The organism is Halapricum hydrolyticum, assembly GCF_025517535.1.
GTDB lineage: Archaea > Halobacteriota > Halobacteria > Halobacteriales > Haloarculaceae > Halapricum > Halapricum hydrolyticum.
Genome location: NZ_JAOPKC010000004.1, coordinates 21,722 through 39,624, shown reverse-complemented (window position 1 = coordinate 39,624; position 17,903 = coordinate 21,722). Strand labels below are relative to the sequence as shown.

Sequence of the window (17,903 nt, the reverse complement as noted above, 5' to 3'; positions counted from 1 at the left end):
CGACCGACTCGACACTCTCTTAGCATATGGTGATGGGGTTTGTCCCACTCTGACGCAGGAAACGAAGAAGCCGATATCTGGGATGCATTTGAGGAAGCAGTAGCATGTGCAGATGAGCAATTGAAACAAGCGTGGAAGAACCACGAGATCGTTCAGCAAACCGAGGAACCCCTCTCGGAAGAGTACATTAGCGCGTTGACGGAGATCGAAGAGACAACTCAGAGTTTTGATTCAGTATACGAGGTCACGGAAACGGAACTTGAACGAGCCAATCACACCGCCGACAATGCAACATTCTTGGCTTCGGTAACACAGGCGTATCGTGAATATCACGAAGGCGTTATCGAACGCCGGGTGAGTATCCGCCGAGAATGGTTCGACGCACTTGTAGCATGTATCGAAGATGCCGATGCTGATGTCGCAGCCGACCAGTCCTCGCTGCGACGAAAGATGCAAGCTTTGGAGAGGCTCACAAGTGCAGGGAAATACGGACAACTTCTCGACAGCGACCGTATCGAATTAGCCGACATCGAAAGGAAGGTTCGTGAATTTGACCAAGCGGTTCGGGACGCAGTTTCACCGGAAGTATACATTGCAGTTGGTCTCGAACTCGCCGAATCGTTCCAGGAACAATACACGGACGATCTCGCCGGCCTCGTGCAGGTGGGTGTCAACAAAGACGCCATCAGTATCACGGAACGTGTTTCAGACGTCCCCGACTTGGAACCAGTTAGGACACGCCCCAAAGAGGATAGTACTACACTCGATGACGTGGAAGCCGTAGGTGGTGTAATAGAGACGTACGCTGATATTGTCGTCCTTACCGGAAAGCGCCGAGAAAAGTACGAACTCGGTGAAAAGTTGATCACCACAATCGAAGACAGTAATCTTTCAGTTGGAGCGGACGTAGAGAAAGACCTCCGTCCCCGACTCACCTCGTTCCAATTAGGGCCAATCGAGAATTCCGTTGAGCGACTCATTGAAAATGAGACAATGACTTCTGATACAGAGCAGCTTTTGCAGGTGCTGGCGAAGCACGACGGGAGTGTACGGCGGACGGCACAATCTTTGGACCGACCGACCGAGAAACTCTTCGACGACCTGCAGGATCTCTTCTTGCAGGACAAAATAGTAGATCTGGAGGTTCGATTGGAGTGAGCAGCCAGAACCAAACGGAGATACCGGGAACGAATCAACTGGAAGTGCTTTGGGAAGAGTTTACCAAAGAACACGAGACACTTCACAAGCGCATCCGAGCACAAACCCAGCGAGAGATCGATGAACGGTGTAAGAAGGAATTGAACGCTGGTAACTACGATGCGGCAGTCGCGCTGACTAACATCTTCGACTGGTTCCGTGAGAACCATCTCGCCGACGATAGCGTGTTCGTTACCGAAGTTCTCGAATCGGATGCCGTGTTTATGGAGACACTGGATTACTCCCGTGAACGGCTGGGTATGCAGATCTTCGAACGGCTCATCGAGGAGTTGAACAACCGGGACGAGCTCATTTACGTTTCCGACCGACAGCGCGTCAGGAGTCGTGTTGCGGAGATAGCACGCTACTTCGCTCTCGTTCGACAGCGAATCGACGTGGACGGCCTAACAGACTATGGGTTCGCGCCGAACCTGGTCAAGATGGTCAAACTCGACATCATCGATCGCAACCAGCCGATTCTCGATCCCGACCGAACGCCCGGGTTCGGACAGACACTCCGACAGGTGAACCGGCGGATTAGCGGTGATGACGTCGAACCCGCAGTCGAACTCGACGAGACGCTCGGCAGCGACTGGCGGGAAGTAGTGAGAGAGACCGTCGAGGTGATGGGTGAATTCTTCGAGAAGGGCCTCCCGGATGATTTCGAGACGATGGCACAGTACCAGACGGACGCTTTTGTCGATCTGTATGTCGATTCGGTCACCGATTCGACCGACCAACCGGAGCGTTCGCAGGTCATCACGGCCAGTACCGGTGGTGGGAAGACTGAGGCGTTCCTGTTCCCGACTCTGGCGTACTGCCATACGGCGTGGCGTGCGGGTATCTCGGGGAATAAGGCGGTACTTACGTATCCCCGTCAAGACCTGTGTAACAACCAGTTCGAACGGCTCGTCGATTACGTCTTTACAATCAACGAACAGGCAAACGAAGCCCATGCCTCGTTCCAAGGAGCGCCGATTTCTGTCGGTATCCAACACGGCTCCCGCGGTAGCGTCGAAATCGAATGCCCATTCTGTGACGATGACGAGACGAAGATGGAACCGGACGACGACGAGGGGCACTTCGTCTGTTCCCGTCACGACGACCACCAACTCGACTGGGCAACGACCGACCGAGCCGCCCCGGCGGACATTATTATTACCACCCAGGACTCCCTGCACGTCCGGTTGATGGATCGATACGGAAACGACGCGTTCTGGCAGTCACCTTACCCCACGAAATTCCTGGTACTTGACGAGGTTCACGTCTACACTGAACAGTCGGGAATGCACGTTTCGAACGTGGTCCGTCGGTTCAAGCAAGGTGTGCGTCATAAGGAATCCCGACAGACGCCAATGCTCGTCGCTTCAAGTGCGACCATTCACAACGCGATCGATTTCACGAAACGAATATTCGACACCGACGAGGCTGAGCACATCCACCCCTCCGAAGAGGACACGGAGAGGCTCGGTTCGGAATACATGCTGTTTGTGAAGGCGACCGAACCGCGGGATGTTGCGATCCCCGTCGGCGATTCAGTATTTAAGCCACGAGATCAATGGGACGATCTCGAACGGACGACGGCGTCGAATCTCTCGTGTATGATCCAGATTGCCTTCGCATTCTACCACACCATGCGAAAGGAGGCCGCAGGTTCGCGTCCGGGACTGGACGTGGACAAGGACCGGATCTTGGGATTCGTGGATTCCATCGATTCGGTGGGACGACTCGGTAGCAACGTCGAGGACGCGGAACGCGAACGGGAACTGTTCCGTCTGCGTCGGCCAGACGCGTTCCTCGATGGTGAAGGAACGAACCCAGACTGTCCGAGCGCCAAATTCCGCGAGGGTGCCGATCCGGAGTTAGGAGAACTGGAGTCAGCTGTCTGTGAGCAGGTCACACCGAACCCTCATCTGAATGCCTGTTCGGTCTACGAAGACGGGGAGTGTTGGTGGACAATGCGCGATGTGATGGATCTCCAGCCGATGGACATGGCGATTCACAAAAGCGGGAAGCGTCAGCGGCCGACCGACCCGCGTGACCCCGGTGACAACTGGGATCAGTTGATCGCCACGAGCGCGCTGGAAGTCGGATTCGACCACCCGAGCATCATCGGAACCTTCCAATACAGAGCACCGATGTCGGTCCCGAGTTTCCTCCAGCGGAAGGGCCGAGGCGGACGGGATGCAGAAGACAAACCGGTGACTGTCGTTGTTCTGGGTTCGACCTCGACGGATTCGTTCTACTTTCACCACTCGGAGAACCTCAGTAACCCCCGGGACGAGCATCTGGAAGTACCGCTCGACGAAAAGAACCAGTTCGTGCGCGCAGAGCACATGACTGCCGCGATATTCGACTACTTCAGTGTTCACGACACCGTGGATTCCACTCGCATCTACCGAGGATGGAACTCGAACTACGAGGGACCCGATTTCGACTACCTCGAACAGGAACTGAACCGACGGCGTGACGATCTGCGCGAGTGGCTGGTTTCCGCGTTCGACGCCGACGAGTCGGGCGTCGAGCGGGTACTTGACGAACTCGACGAATACGTGGATTTACTGGACGAACCCATCGCCCCGGGCCAGGACGAAACGGCGTTCTGGAAGGCATTCAGTGATGCTGTGGGAGAGGCTAAGGCGACCGGTTCCTCAACCCACATCGACGAACTTGCCGATGAACTCCGGGGTGACGCTGATGAGTAATAACGGCAGATCCTTGGACGACGACGACCGTCTCGGTCGCTTGGAAGGAATCCAGCAGCACCTCCAGGATCTCGAAGATCTTGGCTACCCGTTTCTCCACCTGCCGAATATCTTCGAACAGGATCCGGTCGCAAAACCTCCATACGTGGTTTCTGACTCGTTCATCCCGGAATCCGTCGGGGGGAACATCCGTGTCGTCCACCGAGACCCGGAGGAGGACATCCACGATTCGCTCGCTACCGAAAATCTTGAACAAATGCTCGGGAGTTACCTTCCCGGGGGCTATAAACAGCGCTGGGAGAACTTCAACCTCTGGCAGGGCCGGTGGGATCCAGTTCAAGAACATCCTGGCCGGACAGATATCGCACCGATGTTCGAATTCGACGAGCGACTCCCACTGTCCGACCTCCTCAAAACAGAGCGAGAGGATTACACCGGTTACGAACTCCTAACTGAGGACGTGACGATTTACGTCCCCAGAAAGATGCACGTCCAGCGCCTCCCTTACGACACGCAATATCGTTGGCATGAAGGGCTCCAGAATATCTTCGCAGATCAGAATCCACCGGGGCGAACGCTGAGGTTGGGACGAAGCGATCCGACCACTAACTACCTGTGGTTCCGCCATTACCGTTCAGAGCCCGAAGGCGAGCGGACATCCGTCGATGACAGTCGAGTCATTGAGAGCTATCAATTTGAACCCGAGACCGAGTTTCTGCGCTGTTACTACGCATCGCTGCTGACGATGTACGAAAAGGAGAACAACGACACGATATCCCGGACACTCTCCTACGAACACGGTGGTGAGGACCAGCGAGCGTTCGTTGGGGCACTCGAAGAGAGTCAACTCCTGTTGATGGATGTTAACCGCGCCCGAGTGCGCAGCCAGGCTGCGCGTGTATTCAGCAAACGGTCCGATATCGAGCGGGATACTCGTTTCGCACTTCTTTATAAGGAAGCATGGGAGCAGTTATTCTTCCAGGAGGGTATTCTGGAGCACGTCTTCGCCGTCGAACCGTTCGTGAAGCACCTGATAGCGGCCGATTACTGGACACGTGAACATCCGGATTACGACGCCGACTCAGTGTTTGAACTAAGCACTGAAGAACTGTCGGACCTGCTTTCGACGCTGCTTGCCCCCGAAGCGGAACGACTCACTCTGATGGGGTACGACGATGCCAGCAGTTCTCGGGTACTCGAAATCCTCCGTGAGCACGACGAGATGATTTCGGGACTACTTGCAGAGTGCCGTGAACGTGAGACACTGCTCGACTTTGCCGAGGAAGTACTCATACACTCCATCGAACACGCCCTCTCAACGTGGGCGACGGAGGCGACGCCAGCGGGCGGGTCGTTCGAACTCTGGTACGACGTCAACTTCCAGCAACGCGACGATGACATCGCCCATGTCGGCATCTACGACTCCATCCAAGGTGGTGCCGGCATCGCTACGGAAGTTTACGATTATCTTGAGGCGACTGCAAACCCAGATCTGGATGCCGGACTCGCAGCCCAGGGCGCTTGCCACACCGGCGCAGCAGACCGAACAGTTCTCGAACTGCTATCGAATGCAAACGGGGACGTGCTCTACGACCTCTACGAGGATCGAAGTAGCGACGATGAGATGACTGGTTTCCGCGGACGATTGATCGATGCTCGTGACACCGCAGTTGGGGCCCACGCCGACGCGTACAACCTCGAAGACCTCACGTCACAGGCCGAAAAGCGTATCAGCAGTTTGTTCGAGACACGGGAAACTGCCCGTTTCTATGCGTACGTCGCGGACCGATACGATGAGGTGGCAGAGACTATCGAACGTACGCCGCGGTCAGTCGATCTCTTGCTTCACCTCGATCGGGAACTCATCCATGACCCGCGGGTGAAACAGACCTACCAGCGGTTCGCCCGCGGAACCAATCGCCGCGACCTTTCCGAACTTGGCGAGCGTCTCGAAGAGGTGACAGTTCAGTGCATCACGGCCTGCCCCGACTGCTTAGAGACAGAAGGACCGAATTGTGTCCACGGGGGGACATACCAGTCGAAACTACTCAGTAGGAAACTGCTGTCGGAGGTGTGTGGATACTGATGCTATACGATTTGGCAACCATCCATGACGAGTACGACCGTTTCGAAGACGAGGAAGTGAGCGTCCGCTGTCGTATCCGTGGCGATCCGATGCCCGGAGAGGACGGACGCAAAGTTCTATACGAACTTGACGATCCACGTGGGAACCTGACTCTCCCAACATTTCTGTCACTGTGGACCGACGAACCGCCACACCCTGCAATCGAACAGACCGAGGAATACGTCTTGGACGCCATCGGCACGGGCCAATCGAACGAGGAAACGCTCTCTCGGGGAGAAACCGTCCTGGTTCGAGGGACACCCCATCGTGGGACGTGGGACGATGAGGAGCGACTCTATATCAACGTCACGTCCGTACTTGTTAGGTCGCCGGACCTACAAATCGGGAAAGGGGAGATGGGAACCAACGAGCAATGCTCGCGCCGGTACTACCTGAACTACGTGAAGAAGGTGTACACGTCGCGGTTCCCCGTGAACGGTAATCGATTCCGTGGTGACGTCGTCCACCGAGTTGCCGAGCGAGCGCTGACGGAACACCGTGGACGGTTCGAAAACAACGACTGGACCGACGATAACGCCGAGGAATACGTCCAAGAGGTACTCAACGAGGAGTTTGGCATCCGGATGGCTCAGTTGAGTATCTCAGGCATCGGCCTTTGGGGGCGAGACGACGCCATGGAGATTGTTTCGCGGTTGTTCACCGACGAATCCTTCTGCGACCACGTCGCTGAGGCGAGCGAAGTATCGACCGAGCGGAGGCTCGGTGACGGATACGGCTACCGTGGTGATATCGACCTCGTGTTGGACGGTGTTCCGTACGATTTCAAGACGTCACAGTCAGTTAACGTCGATTATCACAGCAAGCAGTTGCAACTGTATTTGTTCGCTCTCCTGCTTGAACGCGCCGACATCGGTGACGATCTTGCCGAACATATTGACGACGTTCCGGTCGGGTACATCGTCTACCCGAACATCAAGAACACTGAGTCGGTACGCTTCGAAAAGGTGCGACTCACCACGGATGACGTTCGGGATCTGCTCAAAATGCGGAACGGCGTGGCGGGCTCCAGAGAGACCTTTGGGCCGCCATCACCGTACAACCGAGACTGTGAGGGATGCCGTCACCGGACAGAGGAGGAACTGGTATCCCCACGCGGTCAGGATCGCCCAGAACGGGAACCGCTTCCGTCCGCCTGCAAGTTCCATTGTCAGACGGAGCGTCGATGGCCCTGCTCCGAAACCGCCCCCGATGGCGGCGTAGTATCGGACTGCTCGCTATTTAGCGAGTGTGAACAGCGATTGGAATACCGGGACCCGGACCGGGTCGATCACTACAACCGCCTCCGGAAGGCCCTAGAGTTTGAGGAGGACCGACGCGAGACGGCGAGTGATCTCTTAGAACAACTCGACGACGAGATATTAGCTGCAAGCGGCCGGTTACTGCAGGGATTAAAGTTGTCCGGAGTATCAATCGGTTACGCTGCGTTCGAATCAGAGAAGCGTCGTGTTCCCGCATTCGCTCCGGGGGATACCGTTATTCTGGAACCCGAAGAAGAGGGAACCGTCGGGAAACAAGTGACTTTCCTCGGCGTAATCGATGGCGAATACCGGTTCCAGTTCGACGTGCAGGCACACCTCGCGTTCCTCCGAGATGATGTTACTTATCGAATCCGCAAAACATTCGAACCGGAGACAGTCTCCCGAAAGTTCCTCGCGTATCTGGATTACGCACAGCGCCGCGAGCACAACCGCAGGTTCGAGCACGAGCAGATTCACGATACGCAGTCAAATTCTGTCGAAACGGGGGCCACGACGGTCGAAGAACCCACCGCCGTCACCGAGTTCCTCGACAACAAAGAGATCTTCCTTGACGTGCCAGTACGCAGCGACCGCCCGGAAGTTCTCGTTTCCCTTGTCAGGAATCTTGTCGATACCGACACTAAGTACCCGCTCATTGACGGTGAAGGCACGGTTTCCATCGAAGGCCAGCGTGCACTCGTCCTCGGTACGACACCCCAACAAGTCGAACTCGCAGAGCGAGCGGTTCTGACCGCTGACGGAGATCACTACCGGATGGACGACGGGGGTACAGGCGAAACTGCGATTCACGCTTCAGACTCGTACCACGAGGTCCAAGACCGTTGGAAGGAATCGAAATCCCTGCTGTCGTCGGTTCAGTACGCTCTAGAGACCGAACATTTCCACAGTCTGGTCGAGGGTGCTTTCGGCGACCGCGACCACTCCCCACGCTACTTCGACGTCCTCGTGTTACTTGGCGCAGAGAAAGTTACTGAACCGGAGTACCTATTCTTGAGTGACCTCGCCGACCGAGTCGTAGCCATCGGCGATACACGCAGACTCGGCCCATCAATGGTGAGCGAAGAAGCGACCGAGCGTGGATTGGATCGCTCATACTTTACCTGGGCGCATAGCCGATACGCGAACCTCCCAGTCGAAGATGCTACGAGCCTCCGATTGCCAGGAGAAGCCAACGAGTTCGTGCGCGAACTCTTCCCAAACGATGAGTGGGACAAGACGGATACAGCGTTCTCGTTCCTCGACATCGAAGGTGACGTGGCCATCGACGCAAGTAAGGTCGAAGTTCGGACCTCAGTTCGAGCACGCCAGGGTGCACCGATGGAATTAGTCTTTGATGCTTCGGATACGACCACGAATCCGTTCGAAGTTCAGTCAGTATTCGAATCGATGGATTATCTCGATGCGACGGCCCTCCACGAGGGAGAGGTGGCCTTGATGGACGATTTGCCGCTCTTCCTAAAAGAGAAAGCCCAGCTGGATGCTGCGAATGCTACCCATCATAGAGTCGTCGTTCGTTCGAACGCGGCACAAACGCCCGAATTCGGGAGAGCGTTCCTTTACAACCGGCCGGAGGCCCGGATCCTTGCACAGGTCGCCGAGGAGTTCGGTGCCGATGTCGTCGTGACGCCGTTCGAGACACACGCGAACGAACTCCGGAAGCGGCTGGACGAAGCCGGGTCCGACGTGCCTGTTGTTCTACCTGAACAGTTGTCTGAACAAGCTGAGAAGGCGATCGTCTCATTCGGGGTGTCGAGCGAACATGGGGTACTTCGACCGCCACTGACCGAACCAGAGATGCTGTACCAGTTGCTGTCGTGTGGATCTGAACTGTTGTTAGTTGGGCACGGTGAAACGCTTCGGTCGAAACAAGATTTGGCATGGTTAGTGGATGAACTGGCTGATAGCTATGTATCTGAAAGAGTAGAGTGAACCGTGCTACTTACTAATCATACATCACACTGAAACGGCCATCATATCAAAAGATTGTTATTTCATTCACTAATAAACGGATCCGCCCCCGAGGTATTTTGCGCCTCGGGGAATGTGCTGTTTGGCACTACGTTCTACATTTCCAGGTATGGTTGATCCGCCGCCTGACTTGATGATATCAACGTACTCTCGGCGGTATACGGCATATTTATACTCTTTACCGTTTGCTTCAATTGTAATCGTCGCCTCCTCGTTTTCAAGCGTCTGAGAGTTACCGGTTGGAGACATACCAAGGGCCGCCGCATCAACGTACTGATCGAATACGTCGGCGACTCTTGTCGGAACGTCTTGCATTCGCACAGTCTCTTGACGAAAGATTACGTCGTTAGACTTCCTTGTCTGCTTATCGAACGTGCGGAACACAGAGGGATTCTTTTCGGGACGGATAACCAAGTGATATCGGTCATTGACTCCGGTGTTATTCTTGCTTTGAGTATCTTTTATTCGAATACCGATGTATTTCTCAACCATATCTACACGACTCACGACACTCACATAAAAATACAACTCCCGCTGGTATCCTCAACCAGAGCCAAATATTTCGATCCTATGATGACTACAGGCTATGTATACAGTAGCCGGTTTCTGACAGAACCTCGGGTCGGCCCTTGCTGCATGCAGACGCGGGTTGGTCATTTGCCCCCGATTGGGTGGCGAGGGCCTTGTTTAGACGCTCCCGATAACGTGGGTTAGCGTTTGTGTTGACTGAACAGGATCAGTCTATGAGAGCCTCTCTGTTCGATTTCGTTCTTCGGATAGCGGCCACTTCACCCGAGCTACACCGCGTCTAAACAAGGCCGGTGGCGAGGAAAATGCCGCTCATTGACCTGTCGAATAGTCACTGGTCGTATGAATTACTTGTCGGTGTTTTGTTTCGAGCCTGGCAAGTCGGTGTACTCAACAGAGCAGGTGTACTCGGTATAGCTCCGGGATTCGGGAAGAGCGAACAGGCCACTATCACTGATATGCTGTCGAAGTACGAAATCCACGATTTCAGTCTGGTGACGTCGGGCAACGAACTCTTCTTGGGTGTGACCGGATCCACCATCAACACCTGTATGAACCGCAGAGATACCTGATGGGTGGATGGTTACCCCTGTGGATAGATCCAGTTCCGCGTCCGTTCTGGTGAGTGAGGCGGAGGAACATATGTCCCAATTCACAAATAGGAACTCATCATCCCAAGTGCCCGTGAGATGGTCCTCGGGCGGGAGTAGATAATCACCTGTGTGAAATGTTACTGATGTAATTGTCTCTGACATCTCAGAAAATCCATTAGGTTGGATGTCACCGCTTATCTGGATGTGCTCAGAGTCTTTCTTTCCTGTCAACTTTACTGAGGTAACATCTGTCCGCCGTGCGAGAAACACAAGCGCCCGGGTAGTTTCACTGGAGAGAAAGAAGTCCTCTATTCGTGGACCCGTGACCGTCTCCTCATACCACTCTCTAAAGGCCGGAGCGGACATCATGTCCGAGACACCCACGGCTTTTAGACGCTTCTCGATCATTATGTTGTTACTCAATCCACTCTGTGAATTGTACTCGCTGCTGACTTCAGAATTACCTTCGGAGAGAGAATTTGTGGCCGAATTGGCGTTTAGCGTCAGTCCAAGCGACTCGGCGACTTCTTCAAGCGACCTGCGCGACTGCCCGGTGTAGGACTGGATAAGTTCTTTGAGAACTTCAACGTCCGCCTCCTGTAGTGGAACCGAGTATCCTGTCTTCTCCTGTACTCGTCCGATATCTGGATCTTGTTCGCCTACGTCGTCGGTGCCGATGAGACCGGTGTCCCATAAGGCCCACAGGAGGTCGGCTGGAATCTTATCGCCTTGGCGTTGATGCAGTACCTCCGGTTCATAATCTAGTTCAGCAAGTAGTCGCTGTGCCACTGGATCACAGCTGATCTTCCTGGGATTGCCGTTGAACGGATGTATGAGGTAGAGGTTTGAGGGATCGTTTTTGATATGATATAGCCTCGCCATATTCACTCAGGAGCGCCATCGCTTTTGATTCTACCGGTGATGGGAACGCGAAAACGACTTGGCTATCGGCACTGACAGGTGTCGCCGATACTGGACTCAAGTCGCTCACAGCGTTGGAGAACTGCACCGCACCAACACAGCAAAGGGCGCGTTTTATCGGCTCTGAAGCTTTAATAAGACGATTAATACACTATTCAGTTAACGCTGATTCGGGATTACCCTGCTAATACATCCTGCACGAACTCAGATTCGACTTGCTCTTTTTCGTTATCAACTGCCGCATCCAGTACCCGGCTACACAACGACAGTGCCTGTCGAATGTTCCCCTGTGACCGTTGGTGAATCAGTCCCAGACACTCTTCCTCGAATGGTTCGATTCCCTCTGTCCCGTTCGTCCGAACGAGATCCAGATACGACGAGACCAACTCCTGAATGTGCTCGTCAGTAAGCGGACGGAGTGCCACTTCCTGGCCGATACGCTCCGAAAACGCGTGGTACTCGCTCATAACATCTTGCCAGACCTCAGGCGCACACCCGAAGAGCATACACAGTCCGTGGCTGTTCTGATCCATCAGATGTCGAATACTGTTGAGTGTCGCCTGCTCGTCTTTCGAACTCAACCGAGCGATCGATTCGAACTCATCAACGAAGACGAACACGCCGGTGTATCCGAGTTCGAGCAGGAGGTTCTTGAGTGCTGTAAAAGCTCTTACACTCGTGGTATCATCGTCAAGTGCACTGTGGATCTCCATCTCCTTACGCTGCTCGTAGCGAATCCCCTCAGCAGTGAGCCACTGCCACGCGTAGAGGTTAGTGTCCTCGTAGATCATGTGAATGATGGCCCGCGCGAAGTCGGCGAATTTCGTTACATCATTCAGCTGTTGAATTGCTGTCGGAACGAGTTCTGAGAGGAGTATCTCACCGTCGTCGATGAGACCCTCCATCGCGTCAGCTCCCATCGGGTTGTGGTCGGTCGTCTCACGGGTGACCTGTGCCAAGTACTCGTAGGCAATCTCCTGTACTCGGTCGAAACCGAGGTCGTAAAGGAATTCGTGGTAGATGTCACGGAAGCCCTCTCCCGGTTGAGCGACATAGCCGACGATCACGTCCCCCCGGTCGCGGACGAGCGACCGAGTGTACTTCAGTGTGTGAGACTTACCATTACCGTACTTCGCGGTGACAACGAGGTGCTTCGACTTGCCCGTTGAGAGCATCGTCGAAACCGTATCGCTGATGGTCTTGGTCGCTTGGTCCTGACCACAGTAGAGTTCCGGATTATCATCCGGAACTGGGCTGTACGGGAAGGGGTTTTCTTCGAGTCCAAGCGAGGAATAGTCGCGCTGTTCGTCCGTGATCGTGAAGTTGGCATTGCTCATGGTTCCGAAGTGTCTTCTGTCGTATCGTAGCTGAGGTCGCGGTCGTGAACCGCGAGGTAATAATACTGTTTGCCGAACTGTTCAACGCCGGCCATCACCTTCTCTGTCGATTGCGTGGTCGAAATGAGTCCGTCGTCACCCCCAAGTGCTATTTCTTTAATTCCCAACTTCGCATCCTTCGCGCCGGTGTCCATCGGTGCACCAGACAGTTCGAGTCGGCCGACATTTTGGCTCGCCAACTGGCAGAGAGCTTGGTCGAATCCGTCGCGCCTACAGTGGTGGCGCTCACAGAATACCTCGCGCAACTCTGGGATGGCAAGATACCGCTGTCGAAGGCTGACACCAGCAGTCTCTTCCAGATCGTCGTAGACTGCGAGCAGGGTGTAGGGGAAGTTTATCGGGACACGGTCACTCTCAACGGGATAATAACTCCCGGTAAACGCGTTCCGCTGAATGGCCCCGAGTCGCTCAGCCCAGTCGCCGACTACTTCGACGCTCGTCTGGTTGTACGAGCGCGGAGTATGTTCTTCAACTTCTTCCAGTTCCGTAAGGATGTCTTGCAGGTTCGTTGGCGCGACAGTATCGAGCACGTCTAAGAACGCACTGTAGTGTGGGCTTCGGGTGGCAAGGATATCACTGACTGTTGACCAATCTTCAGCGCGAACCGCGGACAGGAACTCTTCGCCGACGTGAGTGGTCTCGTACTCGGTCTCTTCGGGGACCGTATCCTCGTCAATAAGATCGATTCGGAGTGCTTCGAGAAGCGTCTCTCTGGCCCGACGGTGACTCACGTCCAACTGTTCCTCGATGTCGGCAGTCAAGCGAGGTCCCGTAGAACAAACATATGCTGTCTCCACAAGTCGAGCGAGGGTTACAGGCCGGACAGTCGCCCGTTCACTGTTTTCGGCCATGTCAAGTCAACCTCCGAACCTGTTGCTTTGCCTGCTTAAAGGCCCGATAGGTTACCTCGTTGCCGCGGAAACGGAGGTCGAGATAAGCTTCGATGTCTTCGCCCGCCGCGATCATATATCTGAACCGTCGGAGTTCCATCGCCAGCGACCACAGATTGTGTTTTGTGAGTTGATCCCGGTCTTTCCGTATTTCGTCGAGGGTCTGATCACGACAGACCGGACACGAGCAAGGAAGGTACTCCAGGTCCTCGATGGTGTGGAGTTCCTGTCCACCGAATCCCGGGAGTAGGTAGTTCCTGTTTCCGGCACTCCGAATGAACGCTGAAGAATCGAAGCTATCGACTCCCAAATACAGGAGCAGCGGTTGATAGACGATTCCTCCGAGTCCATAAACGTGGAGGTGCTTATCGGTCGCCTGTCGTGCAGAAATTATCAACTTTGTTACCTTTTTGTAGTCGGTCCGGATAGGGACCATACTTCCGAGCGCGTACCCATCGAAGTCACCGTGCCGTTCGAGGTACTGCAGTGTGTTCCGGATCGTTTCGGGGTCGTGACCGTGCACACTTCCGATGAGTAATCCCTCTCCCTCGTGCGCATTACTCGCCTGGAGAGCATATTGCGTGCTCTGTTTCACTCGACGTTGATTTTCGGAGTCTCGATTCTCTCGCAACAGCGGGATATCAACGGTTCCCAAGAGATCGGCACCAATCTCTCGCTGGGTTTCGAGCGTCCGTTTTGGGGTGGTGTCCACTTCGTCATCGCTAAAGTCGAACCCACCGCTGTCGGCGAACACAATAGTATCCTCGGGAACACACATCTCCTCTCGAAGTGTTACTCCCTCTTGAATTCGGTTCCACTGGGGTTGTCGTTGCCGAATCGCCCTAGCGTTGACCATCGCAACACCCAGATCCGGAATCGAGTCCGCGTATTCCGGTGTATTGTCGGACGACCGCTTCCCGATATTCCGCACCGGGAAAAGCGTCGGGGTTCGTAATGGTCCGCTGGGGGTTTCCAGCGTTCGTTGTCGATACAGCATCTGCGGCGCGCTCCGATTAGCTGGGCTGGGTAATAAAGACTTGGTTGAAACCAAGTAATCGGAGTGGAACGATGGTTGTATATCATTCCTCTGCTTGTGCAACGGCAGATGCCCGACGACATCCGAGAGGTGTTGTGTCGCAAATGGGCCCTGGAAGTCCTTCGATTCCTCTTCAAGGAAGGGACGCAGAACTACAGTCAGATCGAAGCAGAATTCGAAACCTCAAGTGACGTGGTCGTCAAACGGCTTCAGGAACTGGCATCTGCCGGATTGTTGAGTCGTCAGGAACGGGGACCGAAAGACGTCCGATACACGATTACCGCGGATGGTCGAGAACTCATTGCACTGGTTGACCAAATATCTCAATTACTCGAAGAGTAATCGTCTAAGCCAGACTGGGGACTAGCTTCCTGTTCGCAGAAGTCCTTGATATCATCCACCCCTTCAACATCCTTTCCTGCTGCTCTGTGAGAAGCGAAATTGCGAAGGTATTCTCCCTTCAACGCGATAACAATCGTTCCATATGCCTTCGCCTGAGAGGTGCGTGCAGGTATTGAGAGTCCGTTGTTGTACTCTTCTTCGAAGTCCTCGCGGTTGAAGAACACGACATAGGTCTCTTCGGATACATCGGGGAGAATTTTATCTAACCCCGCACTACGATAGTAGTCACCTCCAAGGGCAAAGAAAATGATGTCGTATTCTCCGCCGACGATTATGTCATGTAGATCCTCCTGGATGCCCAATTTTTCGGCGCGCTCGTCGATTTCAGTGGAATTCATATCTGCGAACGTGACATCGTAGAGAGGGAGTTCGTCACTCCCATCAACGACGCCGAAACCGGCGCTAATAAAGACTCGACCGACATCGTCACTGGCCTGTTCGAGTATCTGTTTGGCCTCCGTGATTCGCTTCTGCTGGCGGCCTTGGTACAATTCTTCAGCACGATAAGATTCCACGCCTTCCTTGCTGACCAGTTCCACGCAAGACGTTGAATCGATAGTCTCCCTGTCGAGCGGTTCGTTTCGCTCGCTCGTCTTCTTCGCGCTTGAACATTGGTCTACGATGAGTATACGCATGGTCAGTACTCTGTGAGTCCGGATTGAAGCAGCGAGTTTGGCACAAAATCCGATCCATAGCCGAGGCGTTCAAGAACGGTGCTGCGAAGGTCTGCTGGATTATCTACGACGTGCACCTCACAACCAGCAGCCTGTATCGCGTCCAAGAGTTCCTCCTCAGGCATCCAATTATCCCCGTCGATGAATAACTCTTGATATCGAAGTGCGAACTCCCCGAGAGCCTCCTGCATGGGTTGAGGGGCAAACGAAATCGTTCGTGGAGCGTCCTCCCACCACTCATGAACCCCATTAGCTGTAACAGCCCCGACTTCGGTCACTGGGAGATCGTGAACCTGCTTCCAGAATGCTTTCCGCTTGTCGCAGAGGAATTCCTCGACAGTCTCGCCCATTGAGAGGGATGTCCCCCCTCGTGTCAAGATAGCCATCTTTGGAAGGTCGCGTTCGAACTCGTCGTAAAACCGTCGTGTGTTGTGAAATCCACGTCGCCTGTTGCGGTTATTCCCACGGAAGATTGCTACCTCGATACCGTATTCCTGGCAAATTCGGCAATCACACTCGGTCCATGGTTCGCGTCGAAGAAGCTCCTCGTATGCATCTCGATGACCCTCGTCACCGACGTGTGCAGTATAGTTGGCGACGAGGACCCAAAGTTGGTCGAAGGTTCCGTGTTCACCGGAGCGATCCTCACGCTGTTCAATCTCTTCTATTTTTGTCGGTTCCCAGTCGTCGAATACGTCTTGAACTGGGGAAAGCAGCTCTTGGTACTCTTCGAACAGCAGTGGGTCGTCGTGACTGTCCCGCCGAAGAAGTTTGGCTAACTGTCCCCGGAACTTCCCGCTGAAGTTCGCACACACTTTGTGGCCGTACTGGTAGTCGTCACGAAACGCCTGCTTGATGGGACGAAGGGTCGAGCTGTCGTACTGGTCATCATGGCGGTGTTCTCGCAGATACGATTCGAGGTTCTCAAGCGTCTTTTCCGCTTCTCGATACCAGTCAGCTAAAGCCTGTGAAATCGATTGATCCGCGTCGAAAGCCCGGAGCGCGTGAAGTATCTCCTGAGCGCGCAGAGACCTTTCGACGGCCTGTCGGAGAGTCGCTGTGTTGGGTGGGTATCTGACCCGGAAAGCGTCGTACCGTTGATCGCTGTCCAGATGGTAGTTGTCACCTCCAGTCCAGGCGGCCCGAAGCATGCTGGCGCTGTCGAAACTGGTCATCCCACTCCTCCCGATGGTGTCGAACGCTCCAGTCTTGGCGAACCCGAAGACGTGCGTATCGACTCGGGTATCGTGGTCACGTTCGAACTCCTTCACCGAGTTGCCAATCGTCGTGACGTAGTCTTTGACCGCTTCTTCTGGGCTCCCCGCGACGCCACCGATTCCAAGGTACTGGTAGCCCATACCGAGAACGCGTTCGGCGGCTTCAGCATACGAGCGGGCGTTCCACCCCTGTATGGCCACCATAATCCGGAACGAATAGTCGCCCTCGTCATAGAGATCCTTCATTTCGCGGGCGTTGGTCAATGTCAAGTCGTACCGGAAGGCCATATCATCATCTCGATAAACGGCGTGTGGATGTGCTTCGAGATCCGAGAGAAGGGCTGGAAGTGGTTGGTCGAAAATGGCCGGGTCGAACGTCATCACGTCTTCAGTACCACAGATCGAGGGCTCATAGTTCCCGACGTAGTCAGGCCATTTCGATGGCCACTTGTCGATCATCACATCGACTTCGTCCGAAACTTCATCTGGGATATCGGACTTCGTGAACCCCTTGGGAAACGCACGTTCGTCAAGGTACAGCCTCGCAGTGTGGCCGCTTCCCAGAACGAGGTGGTCGATAGTGACCCCGACCGTCACGTCGAGTTCTTCGTAGAACTCTAACATTCCCTCGTTCCCATACGGAGGGAAAGGGAGCGACTTGTATCCCCATGCGCCACAGTCGCTAATGGTAGGCAACCACTCTGGAATGTCTAACACCGGAGCATCGTAAACACCGCTTTGCGTGATTCGGTCGAACTTCGAGGGTGTATCTTCTACCTGTTCACGCGAGATGAGAACTCCGTCAATGGGTGTCGTTTCTCGGTCGAAGATGTCCCAGATGTACGAGAGATTCCGCTTACTTGGATCCAGAGAAGAGTGCTCATCATGTACGAAATCGTAGTCCGCATCAACGTTGTCATCCCACTCAGGGACATAGAATCGCACGTAAGATATTCACCACCAACTGCTA

At 54.5% G+C, this 17,903-nt stretch carries 12 protein-coding genes; 5 read left to right on the top strand and 7 right to left on the bottom strand.

Annotated features, from left to right (window positions below; all coding sequences use genetic code 11):
- Positions 1 to 39: 39 nt before the first annotated feature.
- The 4 genes from OB916_RS05900 to OB916_RS05885 are packed head-to-tail and all read left to right on the top strand — an operon-like array spanning position 40 to position 9,236.
- Positions 40 to 1,158: a hypothetical protein gene (locus OB916_RS05900; RefSeq protein ID WP_315908364.1), complete on the top strand. Its 1,119-nt coding sequence runs from the start codon at positions 40 to 42 to the stop codon at positions 1,156 to 1,158.
- Positions 1,155 to 3,902, top strand: a complete 2,748-nt coding sequence (locus OB916_RS05895) for a DEAD/DEAH box helicase (protein WP_315908363.1) — start codon at positions 1,155 to 1,157, stop codon at positions 3,900 to 3,902. The genes OB916_RS05900 and OB916_RS05895 overlap by 4 nt, the downstream gene beginning before the upstream one ends.
- On the top strand, positions 3,895 to 5,988 hold the full coding sequence (locus OB916_RS05890) for a hypothetical protein (protein ID WP_315908362.1): 2,094 nt from the start codon (positions 3,895 to 3,897) through the stop codon (positions 5,986 to 5,988). The genes OB916_RS05895 and OB916_RS05890 overlap by 8 nt, the downstream gene beginning before the upstream one ends.
- Positions 5,988 to 9,236: a PD-(D/E)XK nuclease family protein gene (locus OB916_RS05885; protein ID WP_315908361.1), complete on the top strand. Its 3,249-nt coding sequence runs from the start codon at positions 5,988 to 5,990 to the stop codon at positions 9,234 to 9,236. The genes OB916_RS05890 and OB916_RS05885 overlap by 1 nt, the downstream gene beginning before the upstream one ends.
- 69 nt (positions 9,237 to 9,305) lie before the next feature.
- Here the strand turns inward: OB916_RS05885 and OB916_RS05880 are convergent, their stop codons facing one another.
- From OB916_RS05880 to OB916_RS05860, 5 genes are all read right to left on the bottom strand, one after another.
- Positions 9,306 to 9,767: a hypothetical protein gene (locus tag OB916_RS05880; RefSeq protein WP_315908360.1), complete on the bottom strand. Its 462-nt coding sequence runs from the start codon at positions 9,765 to 9,767 to the stop codon at positions 9,306 to 9,308.
- 383 nt (positions 9,768 to 10,150) lie between these two features.
- Positions 10,151 to 11,278 (bottom strand): hypothetical protein, encoded by a 1,128-nt coding sequence (locus OB916_RS05875; protein WP_315908359.1) that lies wholly within the window; start codon positions 11,276 to 11,278, stop codon positions 10,151 to 10,153.
- Positions 11,279 to 11,493: 215 nt separating this feature from the next.
- On the bottom strand, positions 11,494 to 12,654 hold the full coding sequence (locus OB916_RS05870; protein WP_315908358.1) for a BREX system ATP-binding domain-containing protein: 1,161 nt from the start codon (positions 12,652 to 12,654) through the stop codon (positions 11,494 to 11,496).
- Positions 12,651 to 13,565, bottom strand: coding sequence for a hypothetical protein (locus OB916_RS05865; RefSeq protein WP_390884037.1), 915 nt, complete (start codon positions 13,563 to 13,565; stop codon positions 12,651 to 12,653). The genes OB916_RS05870 and OB916_RS05865 overlap by 4 nt, the downstream gene beginning before the upstream one ends.
- Before the next feature lies 1 nt (position 13,566).
- Positions 13,567 to 14,601 carry a tRNA-guanine transglycosylase gene (locus OB916_RS05860; protein WP_315908356.1) on the bottom strand — a complete coding sequence of 345 codons (1,035 nt, stop codon included), beginning with the start codon at positions 14,599 to 14,601 and terminating at the stop codon, positions 13,567 to 13,569.
- A gap of 108 nt (positions 14,602 to 14,709) precedes the next feature.
- On the opposite strand from OB916_RS05860, the gene OB916_RS05855 reads away from it, so the two are divergent.
- Positions 14,710 to 14,982, top strand: a complete 273-nt coding sequence (locus OB916_RS05855; protein WP_315908355.1) for a winged helix-turn-helix transcriptional regulator — start codon at positions 14,710 to 14,712, stop codon at positions 14,980 to 14,982.
- Here the strand turns inward: OB916_RS05855 and OB916_RS05850 are convergent.
- Positions 14,964 to 15,581, bottom strand: coding sequence for a hypothetical protein (locus tag OB916_RS05850; protein WP_315908354.1), 618 nt, complete (start codon positions 15,579 to 15,581; stop codon positions 14,964 to 14,966). The genes OB916_RS05855 and OB916_RS05850 overlap by 19 nt on opposite strands.
- Before the next feature lie 98 nt (positions 15,582 to 15,679).
- Positions 15,680 to 17,878: a queuine tRNA-ribosyltransferase tRNA-guanine transglycosylase gene (locus OB916_RS05845; protein ID WP_315908353.1), complete on the bottom strand. Its 2,199-nt coding sequence runs from the start codon at positions 17,876 to 17,878 to the stop codon at positions 15,680 to 15,682.
- Positions 17,879 to 17,903 lie beyond the last annotated feature (25 nt).

Bases quoted from the DNA above. Each gene is read 5' to 3' on its own strand.
- OB916_RS05890 (WP_315908362.1), top strand. From the start codon at position 3,895: ATGAGTAATAACGGCAGATCCTTGGACGACGACGACCGTCTCGGTCGC.
- OB916_RS05885 (WP_315908361.1), top strand. From the start codon at position 5,988: ATGCTATACGATTTGGCAACCATCCATGACGAGTACGACCGTTTCGAA.
- OB916_RS05880 (WP_315908360.1), bottom strand. From the start codon at position 9,767: ATGGTTGAGAAATACATCGGTATTCGAATAAAAGATACTCAAAGCAAG.
- OB916_RS05875 (WP_315908359.1), bottom strand. From the start codon at position 11,278: ATGGCGAGGCTATATCATATCAAAAACGATCCCTCAAACCTCTACCTC.
- OB916_RS05870 (WP_315908358.1), bottom strand. From the start codon at position 12,654: ATGAGCAATGCCAACTTCACGATCACGGACGAACAGCGCGACTATTCC.
- OB916_RS05865 (WP_390884037.1), bottom strand. From the start codon at position 13,565: ATGGCCGAAAACAGTGAACGGGCGACTGTCCGGCCTGTAACCCTCGCT.
- OB916_RS05860 (WP_315908356.1), bottom strand. From the start codon at position 14,601: ATGCTGTATCGACAACGAACGCTGGAAACCCCCAGCGGACCATTACGA.
- OB916_RS05855 (WP_315908355.1), top strand. From the start codon at position 14,710: ATGCCCGACGACATCCGAGAGGTGTTGTGTCGCAAATGGGCCCTGGAA.